This window comes from Mediterraneibacter sp. ICN-202921 (assembly GCF_037890075.1).
GTDB classification, from domain to species: Bacteria; Bacillota; Clostridia; order Lachnospirales; family Lachnospiraceae; genus Mediterraneibacter; species Mediterraneibacter massiliensis.
Genome location: NZ_JBBKBE010000006.1, coordinates 18,156 through 37,702 on the forward strand (window position 1 = coordinate 18,156; position 19,547 = coordinate 37,702).

Consider the following 19,547-nt stretch of genomic DNA (forward strand, 5'->3'; position numbering starts at 1 on the left):
CTTATATATTATACCTTGTTTTTTACAGACAGACAACCCTTTGCAAAATTTTTACTTCCCTTTTGAAGTTTTGCTTTATTTTTCCTCTGTTTTCAGCATTTCCATATCTGTCAACAGCTTTTTCACCACATCCAGTATAGAGTCTGTTTTCTTTTGCCCATTTCTTCCTTTCTTCACATACAGAAAATAGGGAGGTTCCTCATTTTTAAATGCCAGACTGCCTGCATATCTTTTCAAAAGCTCTGGTATCTTTCGTGGATCCAATCTTGCTTTTTCATACATCGTAAGCTTTAGCTCATCTCCTTTTTGTTCTACAGAGGTGATATAACACGAATGTGCCAGGGCCTTCAGCCCCGCGATCGTTAAAAGCTGCTGCACACGTTTGGGAATATCCCCAAAGCGATCCAAAAGTTCCTCTGTCATGTCTTCCAGCTCTTCTTCATTTTCAATCCCCGCAATTCGTTTATATATATCCAGCTTCTGATATTCATTTGGAATATACGATTCTGGTATATAAGCATCTACATTTAAATCCATTGTTGTGGTGAACACTTCTTCTTTTGCTTCTCCCTTCAGCTGCCGTACTGCCTCACCGAGCATTTTGCAGTATAGATCATACCCTACCGCCGCCATATGTCCATGCTGTGCCTCGCCAAGCAGATTGCCGGCTCCGCGAATTTCCAGATCCCGCATGGCGATCTTAAAACCAGAACCCAGATCAGTAAATTCCCGTATCGCCGCCAAACGCTTCTCCGCCACCTCTTTTAATAGCTTATCTCTGCGATACAAAAGAAAGGCATATGCCATACGATTTGACCTGCCTACTCTTCCGCGAAGCTGGTATAGCTGTGAAAGTCCCAAACGGTCTGCGTCATGAATGATCATCGTATTCGCATTGGATATGTCCAGACCTGTCTCAATGATCGTCGTACATACTAACACATCGATCTCTCCATTGATAAAATCATACATGATATTTTCCAACTGACGTTCATTCATCTGCCCATGAGCGAAAGACACGGTCGCTTCCGGCACCAGTTTCTGTATCCGGCCTGCAATATCCGCAATATCTGTCACCCGGTTATATACATAGTACACCTGTCCATTACGGGAAAGTTCCCTCACGATCGCCTCCCGCACCATCTCATCATTATATTCCATCACATAGGTCTGGATCGGCATCCGATCCATAGGCGCTTCTTCAAGCACACTCATATCCCGTATGCCGATCAGGCTCATATGAAGTGTGCGGGGGATCGGTGTGGCAGTCAGAGTTAAGACATCTATATTTTCCTTTAACTTTTTGATCTTTTCCTTGTGCGTGACCCCGAAACGCTGTTCTTCATCTATGACCAGCAAGCCCAGATTTTTATACTGCACATCCTTCGACAATACGCGGTGTGTACCGATCACGATATCCACCAGCCCCTTTTTTAAATCCTCCACTGTTTTTTTCTGCTGCTGTGTTGTCTTGAACCTGCACAATAAGTCGATACGCACAGGAAAATCTTTCATCCGCTGGCTAAAGGTATTATAATGCTGCTGTGCCAAAATGGTCGTCGGCACCAGATAGACAACCTGCCGACCCTCCTGCACCGCCTTGAATGCCGCCCGTATAGCGATCTCCGTCTTCCCATACCCTACATCTCCGCAGATCAGGCGATCCATGATCTTGGTACTTTCCATATCCCGCTTTGTATCTTCAATGGCATGGAGCTGGTCTTCTGTTTCCTCAAAGGGAAACATCTCTTCAAATTCTTTTTGCCACACTGTATCTGGTTCATAGGCATATCCTTCGGACTGCTGCCGCTTCGCATACAATTCCACCAGATCTTTCGCCACCTCCTGTACAGCTCCCCTGACCTGCTTTTTCGTTCTAGCCCACTGGCTTGTTCCCAGCTTATTCAGCTTCGGCTTTTTCGCGTCTGCCCCTGCATATTTCTGGATCAAATCCAGCTGTGTTGCAAGAATATACAAACTTCCCCCATCTGCATAGGAAATTTTCATATAATCCTTTGTTACTTTATCAATCTCTATTTTTTCAATTCCCTGATAGATCCCCAGTCCGTGATTTTCATGGACAACATAATCTCCCACTTTCAAGTCAGTAAAAGCCTGTATTTTTTGCCCTTCATAAGCACGGCGTTTTTTCTTTTTCTTCTTTTTTCCGAAAATATCTGTTTCGGAGATCACCATGAATTTCAACAGCGGATATTCGTATCCTTCCGCCACGTGACCGTATGCTGCCATGATCTCACCGGGCTCTACTTCTCTGTCCATATCTTCACTGTAAAAACTGCTCAGATCATAATCCCGCAAATCCTCTGCCAGCCTCTTTGCCCTCGTCCGTGAACCAGACAGAAGTACCACACGGTATCCTGCTCTTTTCAATCTTTTTAAATCCCGCGTCAGCAATTCAAAACTATTGTTATACGGATTCACTCCTTTTGCTTGGAAACTAAAGGACGCACGCACTTTAAACGGACCACATTTCGATTCCAGCATCGTAAACGCAATGCCAAAATACCGGTTCATTTTTTCTGCAATTTTTTTCACCGGAAAGACCGTAAGTTTCTCTTCTGTCTCACCTGCATACGTATCCGCTCTTTTCTCCTGACTGTGAATATATTCTTCCTCCGTCTCATTGGCATGCTCCATAAGGCGGAGCGGTTCATCTAAAAACAGCAGACTATCCTCTCTGGGAAAATACGCAAGAAAAGAAACACTTTTCTCCTCCTCTTCCAGTCTCTCCTTTGCCGGATAAATCACTACTTCATCCAAGTTCTCTACAGAACGCTGGCTTTCCACATCAAATGTCCGTATAGAATCAATCTCATCTCCCCACAATTCAATCCGTACAGGCAGTTCTTCCGTCAGAGGATAAACATCCAAGATACCGCCGCGTACCGCAAACTGCCCCGGTCCTTCTATCTGTTCTTCTCTTTCATATCCCAAGACAGAAAGCTTTGTTTGCAATTCTGAAAAATCCACCGTATCTGTATTGGTAATATGCACTCTTCTCTTTAAAATTTCATCCGGAGACGGCAAGCCATCCAAGAAAGCATCCATTGTAGTGATCACCGTAACAGGATCTGCCGTTTTCTTTTCTATCAATGCACGCAGCACTTCCATCCGTCTGCTCACCAGAAGGCTGCCTTTGATATCTGCCTGGTAAAATAAAAGATCTTTTGCCGGATATAAGAAGACATTTTCCTCCAGAAACCGATATTCCTCATATGCCTTTTTTGCTTTCTCCTCACTGGAAAAAGCGATGATCTTGTATCCAAAACCATCGCCAAGCGCATACATCAGATGTGTCTTCTGTGAATTTACACATCCAGAAATCTGTATCAATCCTTCTTCTTTTCTTCGCTCTTTTTTTATTTTTTGATAATCCGCAAGTTCGTTAAGCGGCGCTAAAAAAGCCTGCATGTCCTCTACTCATCCTTCTTTTTCCTATTATATTCGTTCATTGCCGCCGCCATTTCACCGGAGAGGATCAATTCTGCTGCCGAAACCGCATGTGCATAGCCTTCCTTCATTTTCTCCCTATCTTCTCCGGAAAAATGTCCCAGCACATACTCTGACAGATCCTGCCTCGGAGGCTTCTGCCCAACGCCTACCTTGATCCTTGGAAAAACCTGATCTCCTAAATGGGCAATGATATTCTTGATCCCATTGTGTCCCCCCGCACTTCCTTTTGCCCGAATCCGTATCTGTCCCGGATCTAAACTGATATCGTCATAAATAATAAGGAGTTCTTCCGTTTCATCTATCTTATAATAATCTACCAGACTTCGAATGCTCTCCCCACTTAGATTCATATATGTCTGCGGCTTAACCAGAAGTACTTTCTGTCCCGCTATGATTCCTTTTCCTATATAGGCTCTGTGTTTTTTTATGTCTACCGCTATATTATATTTTTCTGCTAGCGCATCTATTACTTCAAAACCGGCATTATGCCTAGTTCCTTCATATTCTCTTGTTGGATTTCCCAATCCTGCTATAATAAACATTTTCTATCACCTCTCACTTTACGGATACCATTTTACAGGATAGCCTCTTGTTTGTCACGTAAAGATACGAATATTTTTCTTTTCTCCGTCATACACTTATAAAAAAAGGATCCTGCTCTTTGACGTTCTTCTCCTGCAACGGATGACAGCCGCAGTACGAATTCCTCCGCTGCAGTACGATCTTTAAAGAGCATTGTTATGGCAGAAAATACCGTTTTCACTGTCATAAAAAAATACATTGGGAGGTTACTCTATGGGTTCCAAAACAAAAATCATCGTCCTGCATATGAAAGAAATCATCTATACCGTTGTCTTTGCGGCACTTGCCATTCTCTTGATCATCCTGCTTGTGGTCATGTTCAGACCGGATGGAAATGAAAAACATGCAGACGCGAAAAAATATACTCCGGGTATCTATACTTCTTCCCTCACTCTAAACAATACAAACCTGGAGGTAGAAGTATCCGTAGACGAATCTCGAATCAATTCCATTCGGTTCTCCAATCTGGATGAAGCAGTAGCGACGATGTTCCCTCTCATCCAGCCTGCCATAGAAGATATCGCAGAACAAATCTATGATACTCAATCTTTAGAAGACATCACACTTTCTAAAGATACACCGTATACCTCGCAGATCATACTGGATGCAATCAGTGAAGCCCTTGAAAAAGCCGCAGTCAGATAACTGCGGCCTTTCTTTTTTAACCTTCTACGATCAGATATTTTCCATCCGGAAGAGCAAAAACTTCAGATGCTTCCTCTAATTCTTCCTTGGACATTTCTTCCACATCAACTCCACTCTCTTCAAAGTATTCTTTTACTTCATCCAGAGAGTCTACAACCACTGCCATGCAGTCCTCCAGAAATGCCTCTGCCTCCTCTAGTGTCTCCGCAACAGGTTCGTCAAATAGCTGAGACTGCTTCTTCAAAAAAGTAAGCAAACATTCTTCATCATACTCATTCATACCCTTTTTCCTCCTTCTTCTCTATCAGCTGTACGATCTCATCCGGTGAACTGACAATGCAGCCGGCTCCGATTTTCTCTAATTCAGCTGCTCCTCGAAAGCCCCATGCCACTCCAACTGTCAGCATATGGGCCGCCCTGCCTGTGGCAATATCCACTTCCGAATCCCCGATATAGACCGTCTCCTCAGCCGCAGCTCCCAAACTTTCTGCTATCGCAAGCGCTGCAGAAGGATCCGGTTTTCTGGGAACCCCTTCCTTCTGCCCCTGAATCCAGTCAAACATTCCTTTTCCAAACAGCTCTTCGACAACTTTTCCAGTCTGGACATCCGGCTTGTTTGACAGTACGGCCAGTTTTATATTCCGGCTTTTAAGTGTATTAAGAAGTGTCTTTATTCCTTCATAAGGTATTACATGATATGTGCAGTTTGCGTCAAATATACGTCTGTAGCGTTCCATACCTTCCTCAATGCGCCCCTTTGCGCTCCCGCCGCCTGACTCGATGGCTTTTTCCATCAGTACTTTTGCTCCATTGCCGACAAATCTCCTGCACTGATCCTTTGTAATATAAGGCAGCCCCATCTCCTTTAACGTTTCATTCACCGAAAAAAGCAGTGACTCCAAAGTATCCGCCAGTGTCCCGTCTAAATCGAAAATACAAGCTTTGTACATCTTTTTCGTTCATCCCTTCTTTATCTTACTGACAATCTATGAATATCATAGTATGAAGTTTAGGAAATTTCAACTAAGAAAGAGACATTTTTTCTTCTTTTTTCTTTCGTACTACTCTTGCTACTTTCCTAAAAGATATTGCCGCATTATCTTCAGTGCATTTTTTTCCAGACGGCTTACCTGCGCCTGTGAAATTTTGATTTCTTCCGCCACCTCCATCTGTGTTTTTCCTTCAAAAAACCGCAAGGTGATGATATACCTTTCTCGCTCATTCAGACGCTCCATCGCCGCCTCTAACGACAGTTCTTCGATCCAGTTTTCTTCCTTATTCTTCTTATCACTTACCTGATCCATCACATACAGTGTATCCCCACCGTCGCTGTATACCGGTTCCTGCAGACTCATAGGCATCTGGATCGCATCCAGGGCAAAGACAATGTCCTCCTTAGATATTCCTATTTCATCTGCTATCTCCTGTACAGTAGGCTCTTTTAAATACTTCTTGATATATCCTTCCTTTGCATAAATCGCTTTATAGGCCGTATCCCGCAAGGAACGGCTTACCCGGATAGAATTATTATCCCGCAGATAACGCCGGATTTCCCCTATGATCATTGGCACCGCATAAGTAGAAAACTTTACCATCCTGTCTGGGTCAAAATGATCAACCGCTTTCATAAGTCCCACACAGCCGATCTGAAATAAATCGTCCGCATTTTCATTGCTGGCTGCAAATCTTTTGATCACGCTCAAGACCAACCTCAGATTCCCTTTGATATATTCTTCTCTCGCCTGTTCGTCACCCTCTTTGATGCGCACGAACAGAGCTTCTTTCTCTTCTTCCTTCAAAAGAGGCAGTCTGGATGTATTTACTCCGCATAATTCCACTTTATTTAACGCCATTTTAAGAATCCTCCTAGAAACATTTTCTAGTAAAATGATTCTCACTGCGGACGCAAGATATGCGGAAAGAAAGAAAATTTTATAAACTTTTAGTCCTTGACAAAAAAGAATGGTCTGTATTTCTTCCGAATAAAATATCCTTTTTTCGGCAGAAATACAGACCATCTATCTTTTTTTATTTTTCAGACACTTATTTTTTTCTATCCCATTTTTCTGCAAGATTCTGTATCTGACTTTCAAACCTTGCTGCGTCTTTGTTGGATAATCCTCTATTTCCTGCGATCACATCCAGCAAATGCCTTCCGGCTCTCAGCAGACGCTCATAAGCAGAATCTGACTTTCTCTGCTCTGCCTTCTTTTCCTTGACTGGGATCCGTACTCCTTCGTTTAAGATCTCGTTCGTAAGTAAATCTGCCTGCCCGCACGGATAAGGAGCCCATGCTTTTATTCCAAGTTCTTCTTCTATCGTACCGGCAAACTCTTCCGTCACTGTATCTTCTCCGTGGACAACAAACACGCGCTCGATCGGACTTCGAAAGCCTTTAAGCCAGGCAAGGAGTCCGTTTTTGTCCGCGTGACCGCTGACCCCGTGCAGACTTTCAATCCGGCACCGCACCTCTATTTCCTCTCCGAAGAGCTTCACATTTTTTTCTCCTTCCAACAGGCGGCGTCCTAATGTTCCATTTGCCTGATATCCCACAAACAGCACCGTACACTCCGGTCTCCACAGATTATGTTTCAGGTGATGACGGATCCTTCCTGCATCGCACATTCCGGACGCAGAAATAATCACTTTCGGCTTCTCTATAAAATTGATCATTTTAGAATCTTCACTCGTTGTAGAAACTTTAAGCCCCGGAAAAACGAGCGGATTCACTCCCGCATTGACCAATTCCATAGCCTCCGTATCAAAGCACTCCCGCATATTTCTTGTAAATACCTTTGTCGCCTCGATCGCAAGAGGACTGTCTAGATATACTTCAAAATCCGGAAATTCACTCAACAAATTATTTTCTTTGATCTCCCGGATAAAATACAGCATCTCCTGCGTCCTGCCTACAGCAAAAGAGGGAATCACCACATTGCCGCCCTTTTCGAATGTCTCTTTTAATATTCGAGTAAACTCTCCCACATAATCAATCTTTTCGGTTGTATGCAGCCTGTTCCCATAAGTAGATTCTACCACGACATAATCCGCGCTCTCTGTATACGCAGGATCTTTGATGATGGGCTGGTCGATATTGCCCACATCGCCTGAAAATACAATCTTCTTTGTTATATCCCCTTCTGTCGCCCACACTTCTATACTGGCAGAACCAAGCAGATGTCCCACATCCGTAAAACGCACCTGAATCCCATCACATACGGTGATCCGCTGTCCATATTGGCAGGGAACAAGCAATTCTATTGCATCCAAGGCATCCTGCATACAATAGATCGGTTCGTAGACAGGCGCACCTGAACGTTTCCCTTTTCTGTTCCGCCACTCTGCCTCAAATTCTTGGATATGCGCGCTGTCACGAAGCATGATGTTGCATAAGTCTGCTGTAGCAAACGTTGTGATGATCTGCCCTTTAAAACCATCTTTTACCAGTTTAGGCAGCATGCCGGAGTGATCGATATGTGCATGTGTCAAAAAGACATAATCGATATCCGACGCTTTCAGGGGAAGGCCCGGATTCTCATATAGATCCGGTCCCTGCTCCATCCCATAATCTATCAGGATGTTTTGTCCCGCCGCTTCAAGAAAATGACAGCTGCCCGTCACTTCATGGGCTGCTCCTATAAAGTGCAATTTCATAAGCTTCACCAACCCTTTTTTCTTATTGTATCACCTTTTTACGGGATATACACCCTTTTATTCAAACTTCACCAACTCTCTTTTGAGCCTCTGCATGATCTTCTTTTCCAAACGGGAAATATAGGACTGCGAAATTCCAAGCAGATCAGCCACTTCTTTTTGTGTCTTTTCTTTTCCTTCTGGATTATCCAGCCCAAACCGCATTTTAATGATCATTTTCTCCCGGCTGGACAACTTGTTGATCGCGCGGACCAATAACTTTCTCTCTGCTTCATTTTCCAGGTCTTTATAGATCGTATCTTCTTCTGTTCCTAATATATCTGAAAGCAGCAGTTCATTTCCATCCCAATCTACATTTAGAGGCTCGTCGATTGAAACTTCCAGTTTTGTTTTATTGTTCCTGCGCAGATACATCAGGATTTCATTTTCAATACACCGGGAGGCATACGTTGCCAGTTTGATTTTTTTCATCGGGTCAAAAGTGTTGATAGCTTTGATCAGGCCAATCGTCCCGATGGAGATCAAATCTTCCACGCCAACACCTGTATTATCAAATTTCTTTGCTATGTATACGACAAGACGCAGATTATGTTCGATCAGAAGCTTCTTCGCCTCTTGATCATATTCAGAACCTAATCTTTGTATAACCTCATTTTCCTTTTCTATATCCAACGGAGCAGGAAGCACTTCCGATCCACCGATATAGTGTATTTCTTTGCGGTTTGTAAATAAAAGACTTCGGAAATCCGGTATTACCTTTAATTTAAATTGCTGTGGTACAGCGACTTTTATAATCATCTTATATTCCTCCTAATATGTCAGGATTTAACAACATCTGATATTCATCCTGCTTATCTATTCTTTCTTCTCCAATCCCAAGTACTGGGTTTGACACCCACTTTTCTTCCTCTGCGCAAATACACATTTTGTCTATCTGAAAAGCAGGCATTACACTTTCTTTGCCTACACATCGGTATGGTATATAGTGAAACCCTTTCAACGGTTCTTCTCCGCACAGCTTTCTCGCGGCTTCTTTATCTATAATGCTTACGGATTTTCCAGTCACCGGATCTTCCAATGTATTCCCTGTATCTAGCAGAGCTTTAAATTCATGTTCTCCCGTATCCGTCTGTACGATCACCTTGCATATATTTTTTTGTTTTCTTTCCATCTTTCTCAACATTTCCCACCCCTTTACCAACAGACAATAACTGCCAGCAGCAACAAAGAAAAACAGGCTTGCCGTTCTCATATAAGGACGGAAAAAATGGAGGACTCCGCCGAACAAGAAAGAAAAAAGATATAAAAGACATATATTTTTAAACAGTGCCTTTATTCCTTTCATCTTGATACCCGTTTTCAGCATAACGGTATTCACCAGCATATGATAAAGTAAAAATTTAATAGTTCCTGGAAGCGGCAGGGAAATCACTATGCAGGTAAGAACGCTTCCCACCGCGCTTCCCCCAAAAATACGTCTATGTGTCGTTCCACTTTTACGTATTGTATGAATCGCAAGAAGAAGCAGGGAGTCCATCATAAAGTTTTCTAAAAATAACACGTCTATGTATACCTCATAGTACATGTTCCACCTTCTTTCTCCTTGGTACAAATCGATTTAGCACTCAAGCACTGCCTATTATAATCTTGTTCTTTTTGAAAATTTGTCAGATACTGACATAAGATATGGAATATATTTCGACAAAAAACAGCCTGTCCACTTTCTGGACAGGCTGTCTGCTTTATAGACTACTGTTTATTTCTTAAAGAAATCCGGTATTTTAATAGACTGCTCTTTTACATTACTAGACGGTGTCCTTGGCTGCTGCAAAGTCGGCATTGTACCGCCTGTTGTCCTTTTCGCAAAGCCTCCGGCAGTCCTTTCTCCGTCAGAAGTTCTTCCAAGCATATCGCCTGACGGCAGGATAGAGCCTACTTTCTGCTGTCCTTCCAATCTTGCCTTCAGCTTGGAAGCGCTCCCGCCCACATTATGTAATCCAGTAGCAATAACTGTAATCCTTGCTTCATCAGATTTTGTATCATCATACATAGCACCAAAAATGATATTTGCGCTCTCGCCGGCAAGCTCCTGTACATAATCTGCCGCGTCAGAAGCATCCATCAAAGTTATATCACCGGAAATATTGATGATCACATGGGAGGCGCCCTGGATCGTTGTCTCAAGCAGCGGACTTGCAACCGCCTGCTTTACCGCTTCCAGTGCTTTGTCATCTCCACGTCCTTCTCCGATACCGATATGTGCGATCCCCTTGTCCTTCATAACCGTCTGGATATCTGCAAAATCCAGATTGATAAGAGAAGGAACATTGATCAGATCTGTAATCCCCTGGATACCTTGCTGCAGTACCTCATCTGCTTTCTTTAGGGCTTCCGGCATGGTCGTCCTTCTGTCTACCACTTCCAATAACTTATCATTCGGGATAACGATGATCGTATCTACATTTTCTTTTAATCTGTCAATCCCTGAAAGCGCATTAGACATTCTCGTCTTGGATTCAAAGCGGAAAGGCTTTGTCACAACTCCGACCGTCAGTGCCCCCTGCTCTTTTGCGATCCGTGCTACGACAGGCGCCGCACCTGTACCTGTTCCGCCGCCCATGCCGCAGGTTACAAAGACCATATCCGCACCTTTTAATGCAGCAGATATCTCCTCTGCGCTTTCCTCTGCAGCTTTTTCGCCTACCTCCGGCTGTGCGCCTGCTCCAAGCCCTTTCGTAAGCTTCTCACCAATCTGCATTAGCGTAGGTGCCTTGCATAACTGCAGTGCCTGTTTATCTGTATTCACCGCTATAAATTCCACACCTGCAATCTGCTCGTCGATCATACGGTTTACCGCGTTATTTCCGCCGCCGCCGACACCGACAACGATAATTCTTGCAGCTGCTTCTGATTCATTCGTTTTAATTTCTAACAAGAGTATTTCCTCCTTTGTCGTCCTACTAATTTTTTATACATCCCTATATTGAACGATATAATCCAATAAGTATATAATATAGTTTTTTCAGCAAATAATCAATAGATTTTTTTGTATTTTCTTGCATTTTCACACACTTTTTATTCTCTTTTGCCTATTCTCCATCTGCTGCCTCCGGCACAAAACGGACCGCTGTATTGGACGTATCATAATTTTCCAGGTGGAGTGTCCCCGCCTGCTCTGGATATTGCTCCGCCAGTTTTGCAAGAATAGGGGAAATCTGGGCAATCTTGTCTTCATACTCTTTTTCGCCCAGCTGGACAATCACGATCCCAAATGTAAGCTGTATCTCCCCGTCAGGGCAAGAGATACTGTCCGGATCAAGTTTGTATTTTTCTAAATATTTAGAAACTTCTACAATTTTCTGAAAAATCTTTTTATCCGCTGCAGGAAGCGACTTCCCTATTTTTACTTTCGATACGTCCACTTCCATACCCTGTATATGCGGAACTCCTTCTATCACCCTTTTTGTGCGCAGACAGGCGATTCCTTCTTTATCAAAATACAGATACGCCTGATCGTAATCGATATATCCGATCATCGCCTTTTCCTTCACCCGCACCTGTATAGACCAGGGAGAACGAAAAGAAATTTTCAATTCCTCTATACCTGACGGCAGAGAGGCATCGGTAAAATTATATTTCAAAAAAAGATACAAAGAATTTACAGACAGTTTATCTTGTGAGATCCATGTGATGACGGAATTTTCTCCATAATAAGAATTCCCTGTCACCTGGATCTTCTTTGTCCTGAAACCAACCACCGCAATCACACTAAGCAGGAATACAACCAGAAAAATACTTAAAATCAGCCGGCTTGTTTTTCTTTTGCGTCGTTTTCTTTTCATCCAAATTCCTCCTTTATGTATATGCGGTTATTCTACCAGATTAGATACACTTAAGACAAGCCCCATTTCTAGAAGAAGAAACACGACTGAAGTTCCTCCATAACTGATAAACGGCAGTGTGATTCCTGTATTAGGAATGCTGTTTGTCACGACTGCAATATTTAAGATTACTTGGATCATCATATGTGCCATCGCCCCTGACGCGATCATCGCCCCCAACAAATCTTTCGCTCTAGTTGCTATGACAAAAAAACGCCAGATCAGAAGCAGGAACAGCAAAATAATAATGCTCGCTCCCACCATCCCCAATTCCTCACAGATGATCGAAAAGATCATATCATTCTGTGCTTCCGGGAGAAAACCTAATTTCTGCACACTCTGCCCAAGCCCTCTTCCGAACAAGCCTCCGCTTCCAATCGCATAAAGCCCCTGAAGTGTCTGGTATCCTTTCTCATATTGTTCAGGATTGCGCCAGATCGCAAGACGCTCCAACCGGTAACTTTCCAATGCCAAAAATACTGCCAGAAATACAACAGCTGCCACTCCCATCCAGATAAACTGTGCATATTTCGGACTCGCCACAAAAACTAAAACAACCGCGATCCCCAGAATGATGATCGCCGTGCTTAAATTACTGGCTCCTACCAGTCCCACGATCGGAAGTACCGGAAGCATGACTTTTACTAATGTCCCAAATGTGTCCATCTTTTTTATATTCTTTGTTATCAGACATGATAAAAATAAGATCACTGCCACTTTTGCAAATTCAGAAGGCTGAAAAGAAAGCGGGCCCAAAGACAGCCATCTTTTGGACCCGTTGTACTCATCTCCTACCAATATAACAGCAACGGAAAGAGCGATCGCCGACAAATATCCCAGACCAGCCAGGGGAATCCACTTATGATAATCAATCCTGGCAATACTAAACATACCTGCAATTCCAAGTAATGTAGCAAACCCCTGCTTTTTCAAATAATAAAAAGAATCTTGAAACTTTGTCTCGCCGTTGTATGCACTGGTACTGTAAAGCAAGATCAAACCAATGCCCGCCAGCAAGAGCACTACAACCAGCAGTGTGTCATCATACCGCCTCTTTTTTGCCGGACGCTCCAATAAAATTCACTCCTTATAACTGATTTACAAGTTCTTTGAATTTATCTCCGCGTTCCTCATAATTCTTAAACATTCCCCAGCTGGCACAGGCAGGGGACAGCAGTACTGCATCGCCGGGAACAGCCAGATCCCTGCACAGACAAAAAGCTTCCTCAAATGTATCTGCCAGTATAACATCTGTAAACCCAAGTTCTCCGGCTGTTTTTGCGATCTTTTCCTTAGTTGCGCCAATCAGGACTAATTTTTTCACCTTCCCGTCAAACGCCTGGATCCATTCTTCATAGGAAGACTCCTTATCATAACCGCCGCCGATAAGCAACGTTGGTCTTTTCATCGCCCGGATTCCTTTGATAGCCGCATCAGGATTCGTTCCCTTGGAGTCATTATAGTAGGCTACGCCCCCTTTTTCCGCAACAAACTCGATCCTGTGCTCTACTCCTTTGAATTTCTTTACTGACTTTTGTACACTTTCCAATGGGATCCCATAAGAAAGAGCCATAGCTGCCGCCGCCATTACATTTTCATAATTGTGGACTCCCAGAAGCTGCAGTTCATCCACATGGCAAAGCCTCTTTTTCTCTCCCAGATTTACAATGATCTGCCCCTCGTCTAAATATATGCCTCTTTTCAGTTTACGCTGGCTGCTGAAATATAGAACCTCAGCCTTTATACTTTCTCCGAATTTTCTCGTTGTCTCATCCTCAAAATTGAGTACACATACATCTTCTTCCGTCTGGTTCTTCGCGATATTTTTCTTTGCCGCGATGTAAGCCTCCATCGTGTGATGGCGATTCAAATGATCCGGAGTGATATTTAAAACAGCGCTCACCTTTGGCCGAAATGTATGTATCGTCTCCAGCTGAAAACTGCTCATCTCCGCTACGATCACAGAATCTTTTTTCGTCTTAAATACGATATCCGTATACGGATTCCCAATATTTCCTACAACAAACGTATTTCTGCCGGCATTTCGCATGATCTCGCCAAGCAGCGCTGTTGTCGTTGTCTTTCCATTTGTTCCTGTGATCGCAAGCACATCTCCTCTTCCAAAGACATACGCAAGTTCTATCTCACCCCATATAGGAATTTTTCTGTCTCTTATCCGATCTATGACCGGCAGATCAGTCGGTACACCGGGACTGATCACCATAAGATCCAGCTGCTCCAACACCTCTGGCATCAGCTCTCCTAACAAGACTTCTGCCTTTGCCATACATCCTTCTGAAAGTTTTCTTAAGATCTTCTCTTTTTCAAGCTTTGTATTGCCGTCATACAGGATCACTTCCGCTCCCAACTGCAAGAGAAGTCTGCCTGCAGCTATTCCGCTGATACCGGAACCAAACACAAGTACTTTTTTCCCTTTTATATCCATCTCTATACCCCCATCAGCGCGATCAGGCAGAGAATCGCCGTGACAATAGAAAATACTGCCACAACTCTTGTCTCTGACCATCCGCACAGTTCAAAATGATGATGAATCGGCGCCATTTTAAAGAAACGCTTTCCGCCTGTTTTCTTAAAATATGTTACTTGTATCATAACAGAAGCCACTTCCACCAGATAAATCAGTCCTACAATCATAATGTACAGCGGCATCTGCATCATGTACGCGGTTCCTGCCACAAATCCTCCCAGTGCCAGCGAACCCGTATCTCCCATGAATACCCGTGCCGGATATACATTAAAGAGAAGAAAACCAAGCAGCGCGCCCACGACTGCGCAGGTGATCGGCTCCACTCCGCTCTTTGTCCCTATGGCAACCACAGTAAAAAAAGTTGCTACCAAGACAGTCACACTGGATGCAAGACCATCTAATCCGTCTGTAAAATTTGTTCCGTTGACAGTGCCTATCACCGCCACAAACAAAAGCGGGATCGCCGCCCAGCCAATATCCAGATATTTTCCATCTGAAAAAGGGAGCAGAAGTGTCAGCGGTATATGGGCAATCTTTACGATATAATAAGCAAAGATCGCCGTCACCACGATCTGCAGCGCCATCTTTTGTTTGGGATAAAGTCCGTCTGACCGTTTCATCACGACTTTTAAGTAATCATCCAGAAAACCGATGATCCCAAATCCTACTGTCAGAAATAAAATCGGAATAATCTCACGGTACTCTTTCACATAAAACAGTGAAGTGATAACGACGCCCGCAAGGATGATGATCCCTCCCATCGTGGGCGTTCCTGCTTTTTTCAGATGGGACTGCACACCTTCCTCTCGCTCTGTCTGTCCCATTTTTAACTTTCTAAGGAAAGGAATTACTACAGGTCCCAATAACAGACTGACCGTAAAGGAGATCAGTACTGGAATGATTACATCATGACTCATAAATACACCTCTTTATCTCTTTTGTCTTTACAGGTTTACGCTCAAAATACCTCATACAGTATACAGCATAACCTATTCTTTTTCAATCCCCATATACGGCAGTACATTATCAAAAATATCTCGAAGAACCGGCGCCGCGATCGTTCCTCCATAATAAATCCCCTGGGGATCGTGTATCACGACCATCCCCAGCACTTGTGGATCTTCCGCGGGCGCGAAACCTATAAAAGAAGATATATATTTATTCGCACTTCTCGGCAGAGTCTGGGAAGTCGCCGTTTTCCCCCCGATAGAATATCCCTCGATATATGCGTTCTTTCCTGAGCCTTCCGCCACTACGGACTGCAAAAGCATCTGCATTGTTTCAGAAGTTTTCTTTGATACGATCCCCTGTTCTGTCTCATAAGAAAAACGTTCCTTTTCATTTCCGTCCCGGTCCAGCACTGCCATTCCCAGATGCGGCGTCACCCGCGTACCGCCATTTATCAGAGAACTGACCGTTGCAGCCATCTGGATCGGGGTGATCTGGAAAGACTGCCCAAAAGACATTGTGGCAAGTTCCACAGTACCGATATCCTCTTTTTTATGCATAATGGTTCCCGCCTCTCCCGGGAGATCTACATTGGTCAGATCCAGAAGTCCAAATTGCTCAAAATAGTCATAAAATTTTTCTGCACCAAGTCTAAGTCCTATATCTATAAATACCGGATTACAAGAGTTCTGTATACCTTCTACAAACGTTTCACTCCCATGTCCTCCCACCTTATGGCAGCGGATCTTTCTGTCTTCTACGATTCGATATCCCGGACAGGAAAAAGAATCCTCCAAAGACACAACCCCTTCCTCCAAACACGCCGACGCAGTGATGATCTTAAATGTCGAACCAGGCTCATATGTGTCATTGATACATCCATTTCTCCACATCTGATTCAGCGCATCCTGCAATTCTTCATCCGACAATGTCTTTTCATCCACACCTGTATTCAATGTATACGGATCATTCAAATTAAATTCCGGTACATTTACCATTGAGAGAATCTCTCCATTCTGCGGATTCATCAACAAAATTGATACGCGGTCCGCCTGCTTTTCTTCCATCACCTTAAGAGCCGCCTGTTCGCAGTATGACTGTATATTATAGTCCAGGCTGATCTGAAGTGTATCCCCCTGCACTGGTTCGATCCTATCCTCGGCAACTCCTTCCAGTTCGATTCCTCTTGCATCCGTCATGGTCAGGATCGTCCCATTTGTCCCCTTTAAATATTCCTCATATTTTACTTCCAGTCCAATGATTCCCTGATTGTCGCCTCCGGTAAATCCAAGCACTGTAGACCCCAATTCATTATACGGATAATATCGTTTATAATCCTCATCCACTTTTACGCCTGCCAGATTATAATTTCGTATCCTATCCCCAATCTCTTTTTCCACGTTTGTCTTAATTTTTTCCATGGAAGATACTTTTTTCACTTTTTCGCGCACCGTCTCTTCATCTAGGTTGAGTTCCTGTGCCAGCGTCTGCGTCACTAGATCTTCATCCTCTATCTGATTGTGTATCACAGAGATCGTACAGACTGTCTTATTTGTCGCTAAGACGATCCCGTTTCTGTCCAGTATCTCTCCTCTTGCCGCCTTGATCTCCCGCTCTCTTTCGTGCAGCGCTTTGGCCATTTCCTGATAATATTCTGCGTCAAATATCATCAGATATACCAATCTTGCGATCAATCCAAATAAAATACTGCATGCACAGAGAAAAACAATCAGGATTTTCTTTTTATTATATGTTTTGTTCTTCATAAAATAAATAACCTTACAAAAGAATCTTTCTAAAACATATTAATTCTTCTGCAAGGTTATTCATTTTCTTATGCGGCAGACAAATTATTCCGGTGGATCTGCCGCTGCCCAGTCATCTAGATCCGGCGTGTAGTTTTCATCTACATAAGCCCCGTCTTCATTGTCGTATGTCTCTTCATAATTTGCATCATAATCTGTATATTCGGAGGCAGCTTCTTCACTTTCTCCGGATGTATCCGCAGTACTCGTTTCCGCTGACTCTCCCTCGATCGTTGTAATATTCAGATAGGGAAATGCCTGGGACATGATATTTTGTGCCAGTTCCAATACAAGTGCACTGTTGTCCTGATTATCTACATTCGGTTCATCAATCACAACATATACAAGCACTTCTGGATTCTGCGCCGGCGCAAAGCCGACATAGGAAAGCAGATATTTCCCCGTATCTCTCGGCAATTTTTCCGCAGTTCCCGTTTTTGCGCCGATATCATATCCTTCCACATTTGCCGGTTTTCCCGTACCATATTCCATCGTCGCCTTCATATATTGCTTTAACTGTGCCGATGTATCCGCAGAAATCGTTTTGCGCAGCAAGACCGGATCTTTTGTCTCTATTACTTTGCCATTTTCATCCTGTATCTGTTTCACTACATGCGGTTCATAATAATAGCCCCCATTGACCAGAGAAGAAAATCCTGCCGCAAGCTGTGTCATCGTTACATTAAATGTCTGTCCGAAAGAATTCGTCGCCAGATCCGTGATCTGCATCGTATCCGCTGTATATAAAAGAGGCGCCGTAGACGCTTCTCCTGGAAGATCGATTCCCGTGTACTCACCAAAGCCAAATACTCTCTGATATTTTGTAAAATTTTCTATTCCGATAGAATCTGCTATGTGCATCAGAGCCACATTACAGGAATATGCGATCGCATCCTGCACAGACACAGTTCCATGTCCCGTCTTTAAGTGGCAGCTGATATCATAATCTCCGACATGAAGATATCCCCCGCATACATAGCTCTCATCACCGGTGATCGCCCCTGTTTCCAGACCTGTAGCCACCGTAAACGGTTTTATAGTGGAGCCGGGTTCAAATGTATCACTGACGCAGAAATTTCTCCACAATATATTCATCGCCTCGGTCTGTTCTTCTTCCGTCATCTGCTCCCATGCTTCTGCAGAATATAAAGAAGAAAGATCTCTTGGTTTATTGAGATCAAAATTCGGATAAGAGGCTTCTGCCAGGATTTCTCCTGTATTTGGATTCATGATGATGACCGCCGTATTTTTACTGCCCGTCTCCCCGTCTCCCGCATATTGCTCATTAAATTCCTGTATGCACTGCTCTACGATACTTTGCAGAGCAACATCAATGGTGGATACAACTGTATTTCCATTCTGCGGCGCCTTTACGGTTCCCTCTACAGAGGACTTGCCCGCAAAATATCCATATTCTCTGCCGTCAGTACCCTTGAGCACTTCATTATAGGCGCTCTCGATACCGATCGCCCCTTCATTTCCCGCCACGGTAAAGCCAATCACATCACTTGCCAATGTATTATATGGATACATGCGTTCATAATCATCCTCCAGCCATACTCCTTCTACATTCGGATACTTTTCTGTATCTTTCTCAATATCCTGAAACTTTTTTGCCGTCTCATATTCTATACCTTTTGCCAGTATCTCATATCGGCTGTCCGGACTTTCCTTGATCACTTCATCAACTGTATCCCCTTCGATTCCAAAGCAGTCTTTTAACACGGTTTTCGTCGGTTCCAGATATTCTTTTTTTGAAGTAAGTACCGCCACGTCCAAAATCACATTATACACACGCTCGCTGGTAGCCATCTTCGTACCGTTCCTGTCGACGATATCCCCTCTCTTATATGGGATCACCCGGCTGTCATACCCCTGCTGGTCGAGAACGATCTTCGTGTATCCGCTCCCCTTAGATGCATTGATGTATGTAATTCTTCCTATAAGAACAACAAAAGCCAGTATGATTGCCATAAACAACAGTACCAGCTTTTTTTGCATTCTTGTAGGAAATTTTTTTGTCAGAAATTCAAATCTGTTTTTACGTTTCGTTTTTCTAGCCATCTGCAA

16 protein-coding genes are annotated in these 19,547 nt (G+C 43.5%); 1 reads left to right on the top strand and 15 read right to left on the bottom strand.

From position 1 onward, the window contains the following. Positions 1–75: 75 nt before the first annotated feature. Together mfd and pth are read right to left on the bottom strand one after the other, a co-directional pair. On the bottom strand, positions 76–3,432 hold the full coding sequence (gene mfd / locus WKT01_RS06835; protein WP_270395313.1) for a transcription-repair coupling factor: 3,357 nt from the start codon (positions 3,430–3,432) through the stop codon (positions 76–78). 5 nt (positions 3,433–3,437) lie between these two features. Then, positions 3,438–4,016 (bottom strand): aminoacyl-tRNA hydrolase, encoded by a 579-nt coding sequence (gene pth, locus WKT01_RS06840; protein WP_270395310.1) that lies wholly within the window; start codon positions 4,014–4,016, stop codon positions 3,438–3,440. 253 nt (positions 4,017–4,269) lie between these two features. Here pth and WKT01_RS06845 point away from each other — a divergent pair, with 253 nt between their 5' ends. Next, positions 4,270–4,701 carry an FMN-binding protein gene (locus WKT01_RS06845; RefSeq protein ID WP_270395308.1) on the top strand — a complete coding sequence of 144 codons (432 nt, stop codon included), beginning with the start codon at positions 4,270–4,272 and terminating at the stop codon, positions 4,699–4,701. 16 nt (positions 4,702–4,717) lie between these two features. On the opposite strand, the gene WKT01_RS06850 is transcribed toward WKT01_RS06845, so the two are convergent. The 13 genes from WKT01_RS06850 to WKT01_RS06910 all read right to left on the bottom strand — a co-directional run bounded on the left by WKT01_RS06850 (position 4,718) and on the right by WKT01_RS06910 (position 19,541). After that, positions 4,718–4,981: a hypothetical protein gene (locus WKT01_RS06850; protein ID WP_059069106.1), complete on the bottom strand. Its 264-nt coding sequence runs from the start codon at positions 4,979–4,981 to the stop codon at positions 4,718–4,720. Continuing rightward, positions 4,974–5,651: an HAD family hydrolase gene (locus WKT01_RS06855; RefSeq protein WP_270395307.1), complete on the bottom strand. Its 678-nt coding sequence runs from the start codon at positions 5,649–5,651 to the stop codon at positions 4,974–4,976. The genes WKT01_RS06850 and WKT01_RS06855 overlap by 8 nt, the downstream gene beginning before the upstream one ends. Positions 5,652–5,771: 120 nt before the next feature. Then, positions 5,772–6,554, bottom strand: coding sequence for an RNA polymerase sporulation sigma factor SigG (gene sigG / locus WKT01_RS06860; RefSeq protein WP_059069103.1), 783 nt, complete (start codon positions 6,552–6,554; stop codon positions 5,772–5,774). 190 nt (positions 6,555–6,744) lie between these two features. Continuing rightward, positions 6,745–8,355, bottom strand: coding sequence for an MBL fold metallo-hydrolase RNA specificity domain-containing protein (locus tag WKT01_RS06865; protein WP_270395305.1), 1,611 nt, complete (start codon positions 8,353–8,355; stop codon positions 6,745–6,747). A gap of 57 nt (positions 8,356–8,412) precedes the next feature. Continuing rightward, positions 8,413–9,153 (bottom strand): RNA polymerase sporulation sigma factor SigE, encoded by a 741-nt coding sequence (gene sigE, locus WKT01_RS06870; RefSeq protein ID WP_059069099.1) that lies wholly within the window; start codon positions 9,151–9,153, stop codon positions 8,413–8,415. Position 9,154: 1 nt separating this feature from the next. Then, positions 9,155–9,940 (bottom strand): sigma-E processing peptidase SpoIIGA, encoded by a 786-nt coding sequence (locus WKT01_RS06875; RefSeq protein ID WP_117975714.1) that lies wholly within the window; start codon positions 9,938–9,940, stop codon positions 9,155–9,157. A gap of 171 nt (positions 9,941–10,111) precedes the next feature. Continuing rightward, a complete protein-coding gene (gene ftsZ, locus WKT01_RS06880) occupies positions 10,112–11,290 on the bottom strand; it encodes a cell division protein FtsZ (protein ID WP_059069096.1) in 1,179 nt (392 codons plus the stop codon). 154 nt (positions 11,291–11,444) lie between these two features. After that, positions 11,445–12,197: a cell division protein FtsQ/DivIB gene (locus tag WKT01_RS06885; RefSeq protein ID WP_117975713.1), complete on the bottom strand. Its 753-nt coding sequence runs from the start codon at positions 12,195–12,197 to the stop codon at positions 11,445–11,447. Positions 12,198–12,224: 27 nt separating this feature from the next. Next, complete coding sequence (locus WKT01_RS06890; RefSeq protein ID WP_059069092.1) at positions 12,225–13,310, bottom strand: FtsW/RodA/SpoVE family cell cycle protein; 1,086 nt, start codon at positions 13,308–13,310, stop codon at positions 12,225–12,227. Between the two features lie 13 nt (positions 13,311–13,323). Beyond that, a complete protein-coding gene (gene murD / locus WKT01_RS06895; protein WP_117975712.1) occupies positions 13,324–14,682 on the bottom strand; it encodes a UDP-N-acetylmuramoyl-L-alanine--D-glutamate ligase in 1,359 nt (452 codons plus the stop codon). 2 nt (positions 14,683–14,684) lie between these two features. After that, positions 14,685–15,641, bottom strand: a complete 957-nt coding sequence (mraY, locus tag WKT01_RS06900) for a phospho-N-acetylmuramoyl-pentapeptide-transferase (RefSeq protein WP_059069088.1) — start codon at positions 15,639–15,641, stop codon at positions 14,685–14,687. 72 nt (positions 15,642–15,713) lie between these two features. Continuing rightward, complete coding sequence (locus WKT01_RS06905) at positions 15,714–17,438, bottom strand: peptidoglycan D,D-transpeptidase FtsI family protein (RefSeq protein WP_270395302.1); 1,725 nt, start codon at positions 17,436–17,438, stop codon at positions 15,714–15,716. 84 nt (positions 17,439–17,522) lie between these two features. Continuing rightward, entirely contained in the window at positions 17,523–19,541 is a 2,019-nt protein-coding gene (locus WKT01_RS06910) for a peptidoglycan D,D-transpeptidase FtsI family protein (protein WP_059070408.1), read from the bottom strand. Between the last annotated feature and the right edge of the window lie 6 nt (positions 19,542–19,547).

Bases quoted from the DNA above. Each gene is read 5' to 3' on its own strand.
- mfd (WP_270395313.1), bottom strand. From the start codon at position 3,432: ATGCAGGCTTTTTTAGCGCCGCTTAACGAACTTGCGGATTATCAAAAA.
- pth (WP_270395310.1), bottom strand. From the start codon at position 4,016: ATGTTTATTATAGCAGGATTGGGAAATCCAACAAGAGAATATGAAGGA.
- WKT01_RS06845 (WP_270395308.1), top strand. From the start codon at position 4,270: ATGGGTTCCAAAACAAAAATCATCGTCCTGCATATGAAAGAAATCATC.
- WKT01_RS06850 (WP_059069106.1), bottom strand. From the start codon at position 4,981: ATGAATGAGTATGATGAAGAATGTTTGCTTACTTTTTTGAAGAAGCAG.
- WKT01_RS06855 (WP_270395307.1), bottom strand. From the start codon at position 5,651: ATGTACAAAGCTTGTATTTTCGATTTAGACGGGACACTGGCGGATACT.
- sigG (WP_059069103.1), bottom strand. From the start codon at position 6,554: ATGGCGTTAAATAAAGTGGAATTATGCGGAGTAAATACATCCAGACTG.
- WKT01_RS06865 (WP_270395305.1), bottom strand. From the start codon at position 8,355: ATGAAATTGCACTTTATAGGAGCAGCCCATGAAGTGACGGGCAGCTGT.
- sigE (WP_059069099.1), bottom strand. From the start codon at position 9,153: ATGATTATAAAAGTCGCTGTACCACAGCAATTTAAATTAAAGGTAATA.
- WKT01_RS06875 (WP_117975714.1), bottom strand. From the start codon at position 9,940: ATGTACTATGAGGTATACATAGACGTGTTATTTTTAGAAAACTTTATG.
- WKT01_RS06885 (WP_117975713.1), bottom strand. From the start codon at position 12,197: ATGAAAAGAAAACGACGCAAAAGAAAAACAAGCCGGCTGATTTTAAGT.
- murD (WP_117975712.1), bottom strand. From the start codon at position 14,682: ATGGATATAAAAGGGAAAAAAGTACTTGTGTTTGGTTCCGGTATCAGC.
- mraY (WP_059069088.1), bottom strand. From the start codon at position 15,641: ATGAGTCATGATGTAATCATTCCAGTACTGATCTCCTTTACGGTCAGT.
- WKT01_RS06905 (WP_270395302.1), bottom strand. From the start codon at position 17,438: ATGAAGAACAAAACATATAATAAAAAGAAAATCCTGATTGTTTTTCTC.
- WKT01_RS06910 (WP_059070408.1), bottom strand. From the start codon at position 19,541: ATGGCTAGAAAAACGAAACGTAAAAACAGATTTGAATTTCTGACAAAA.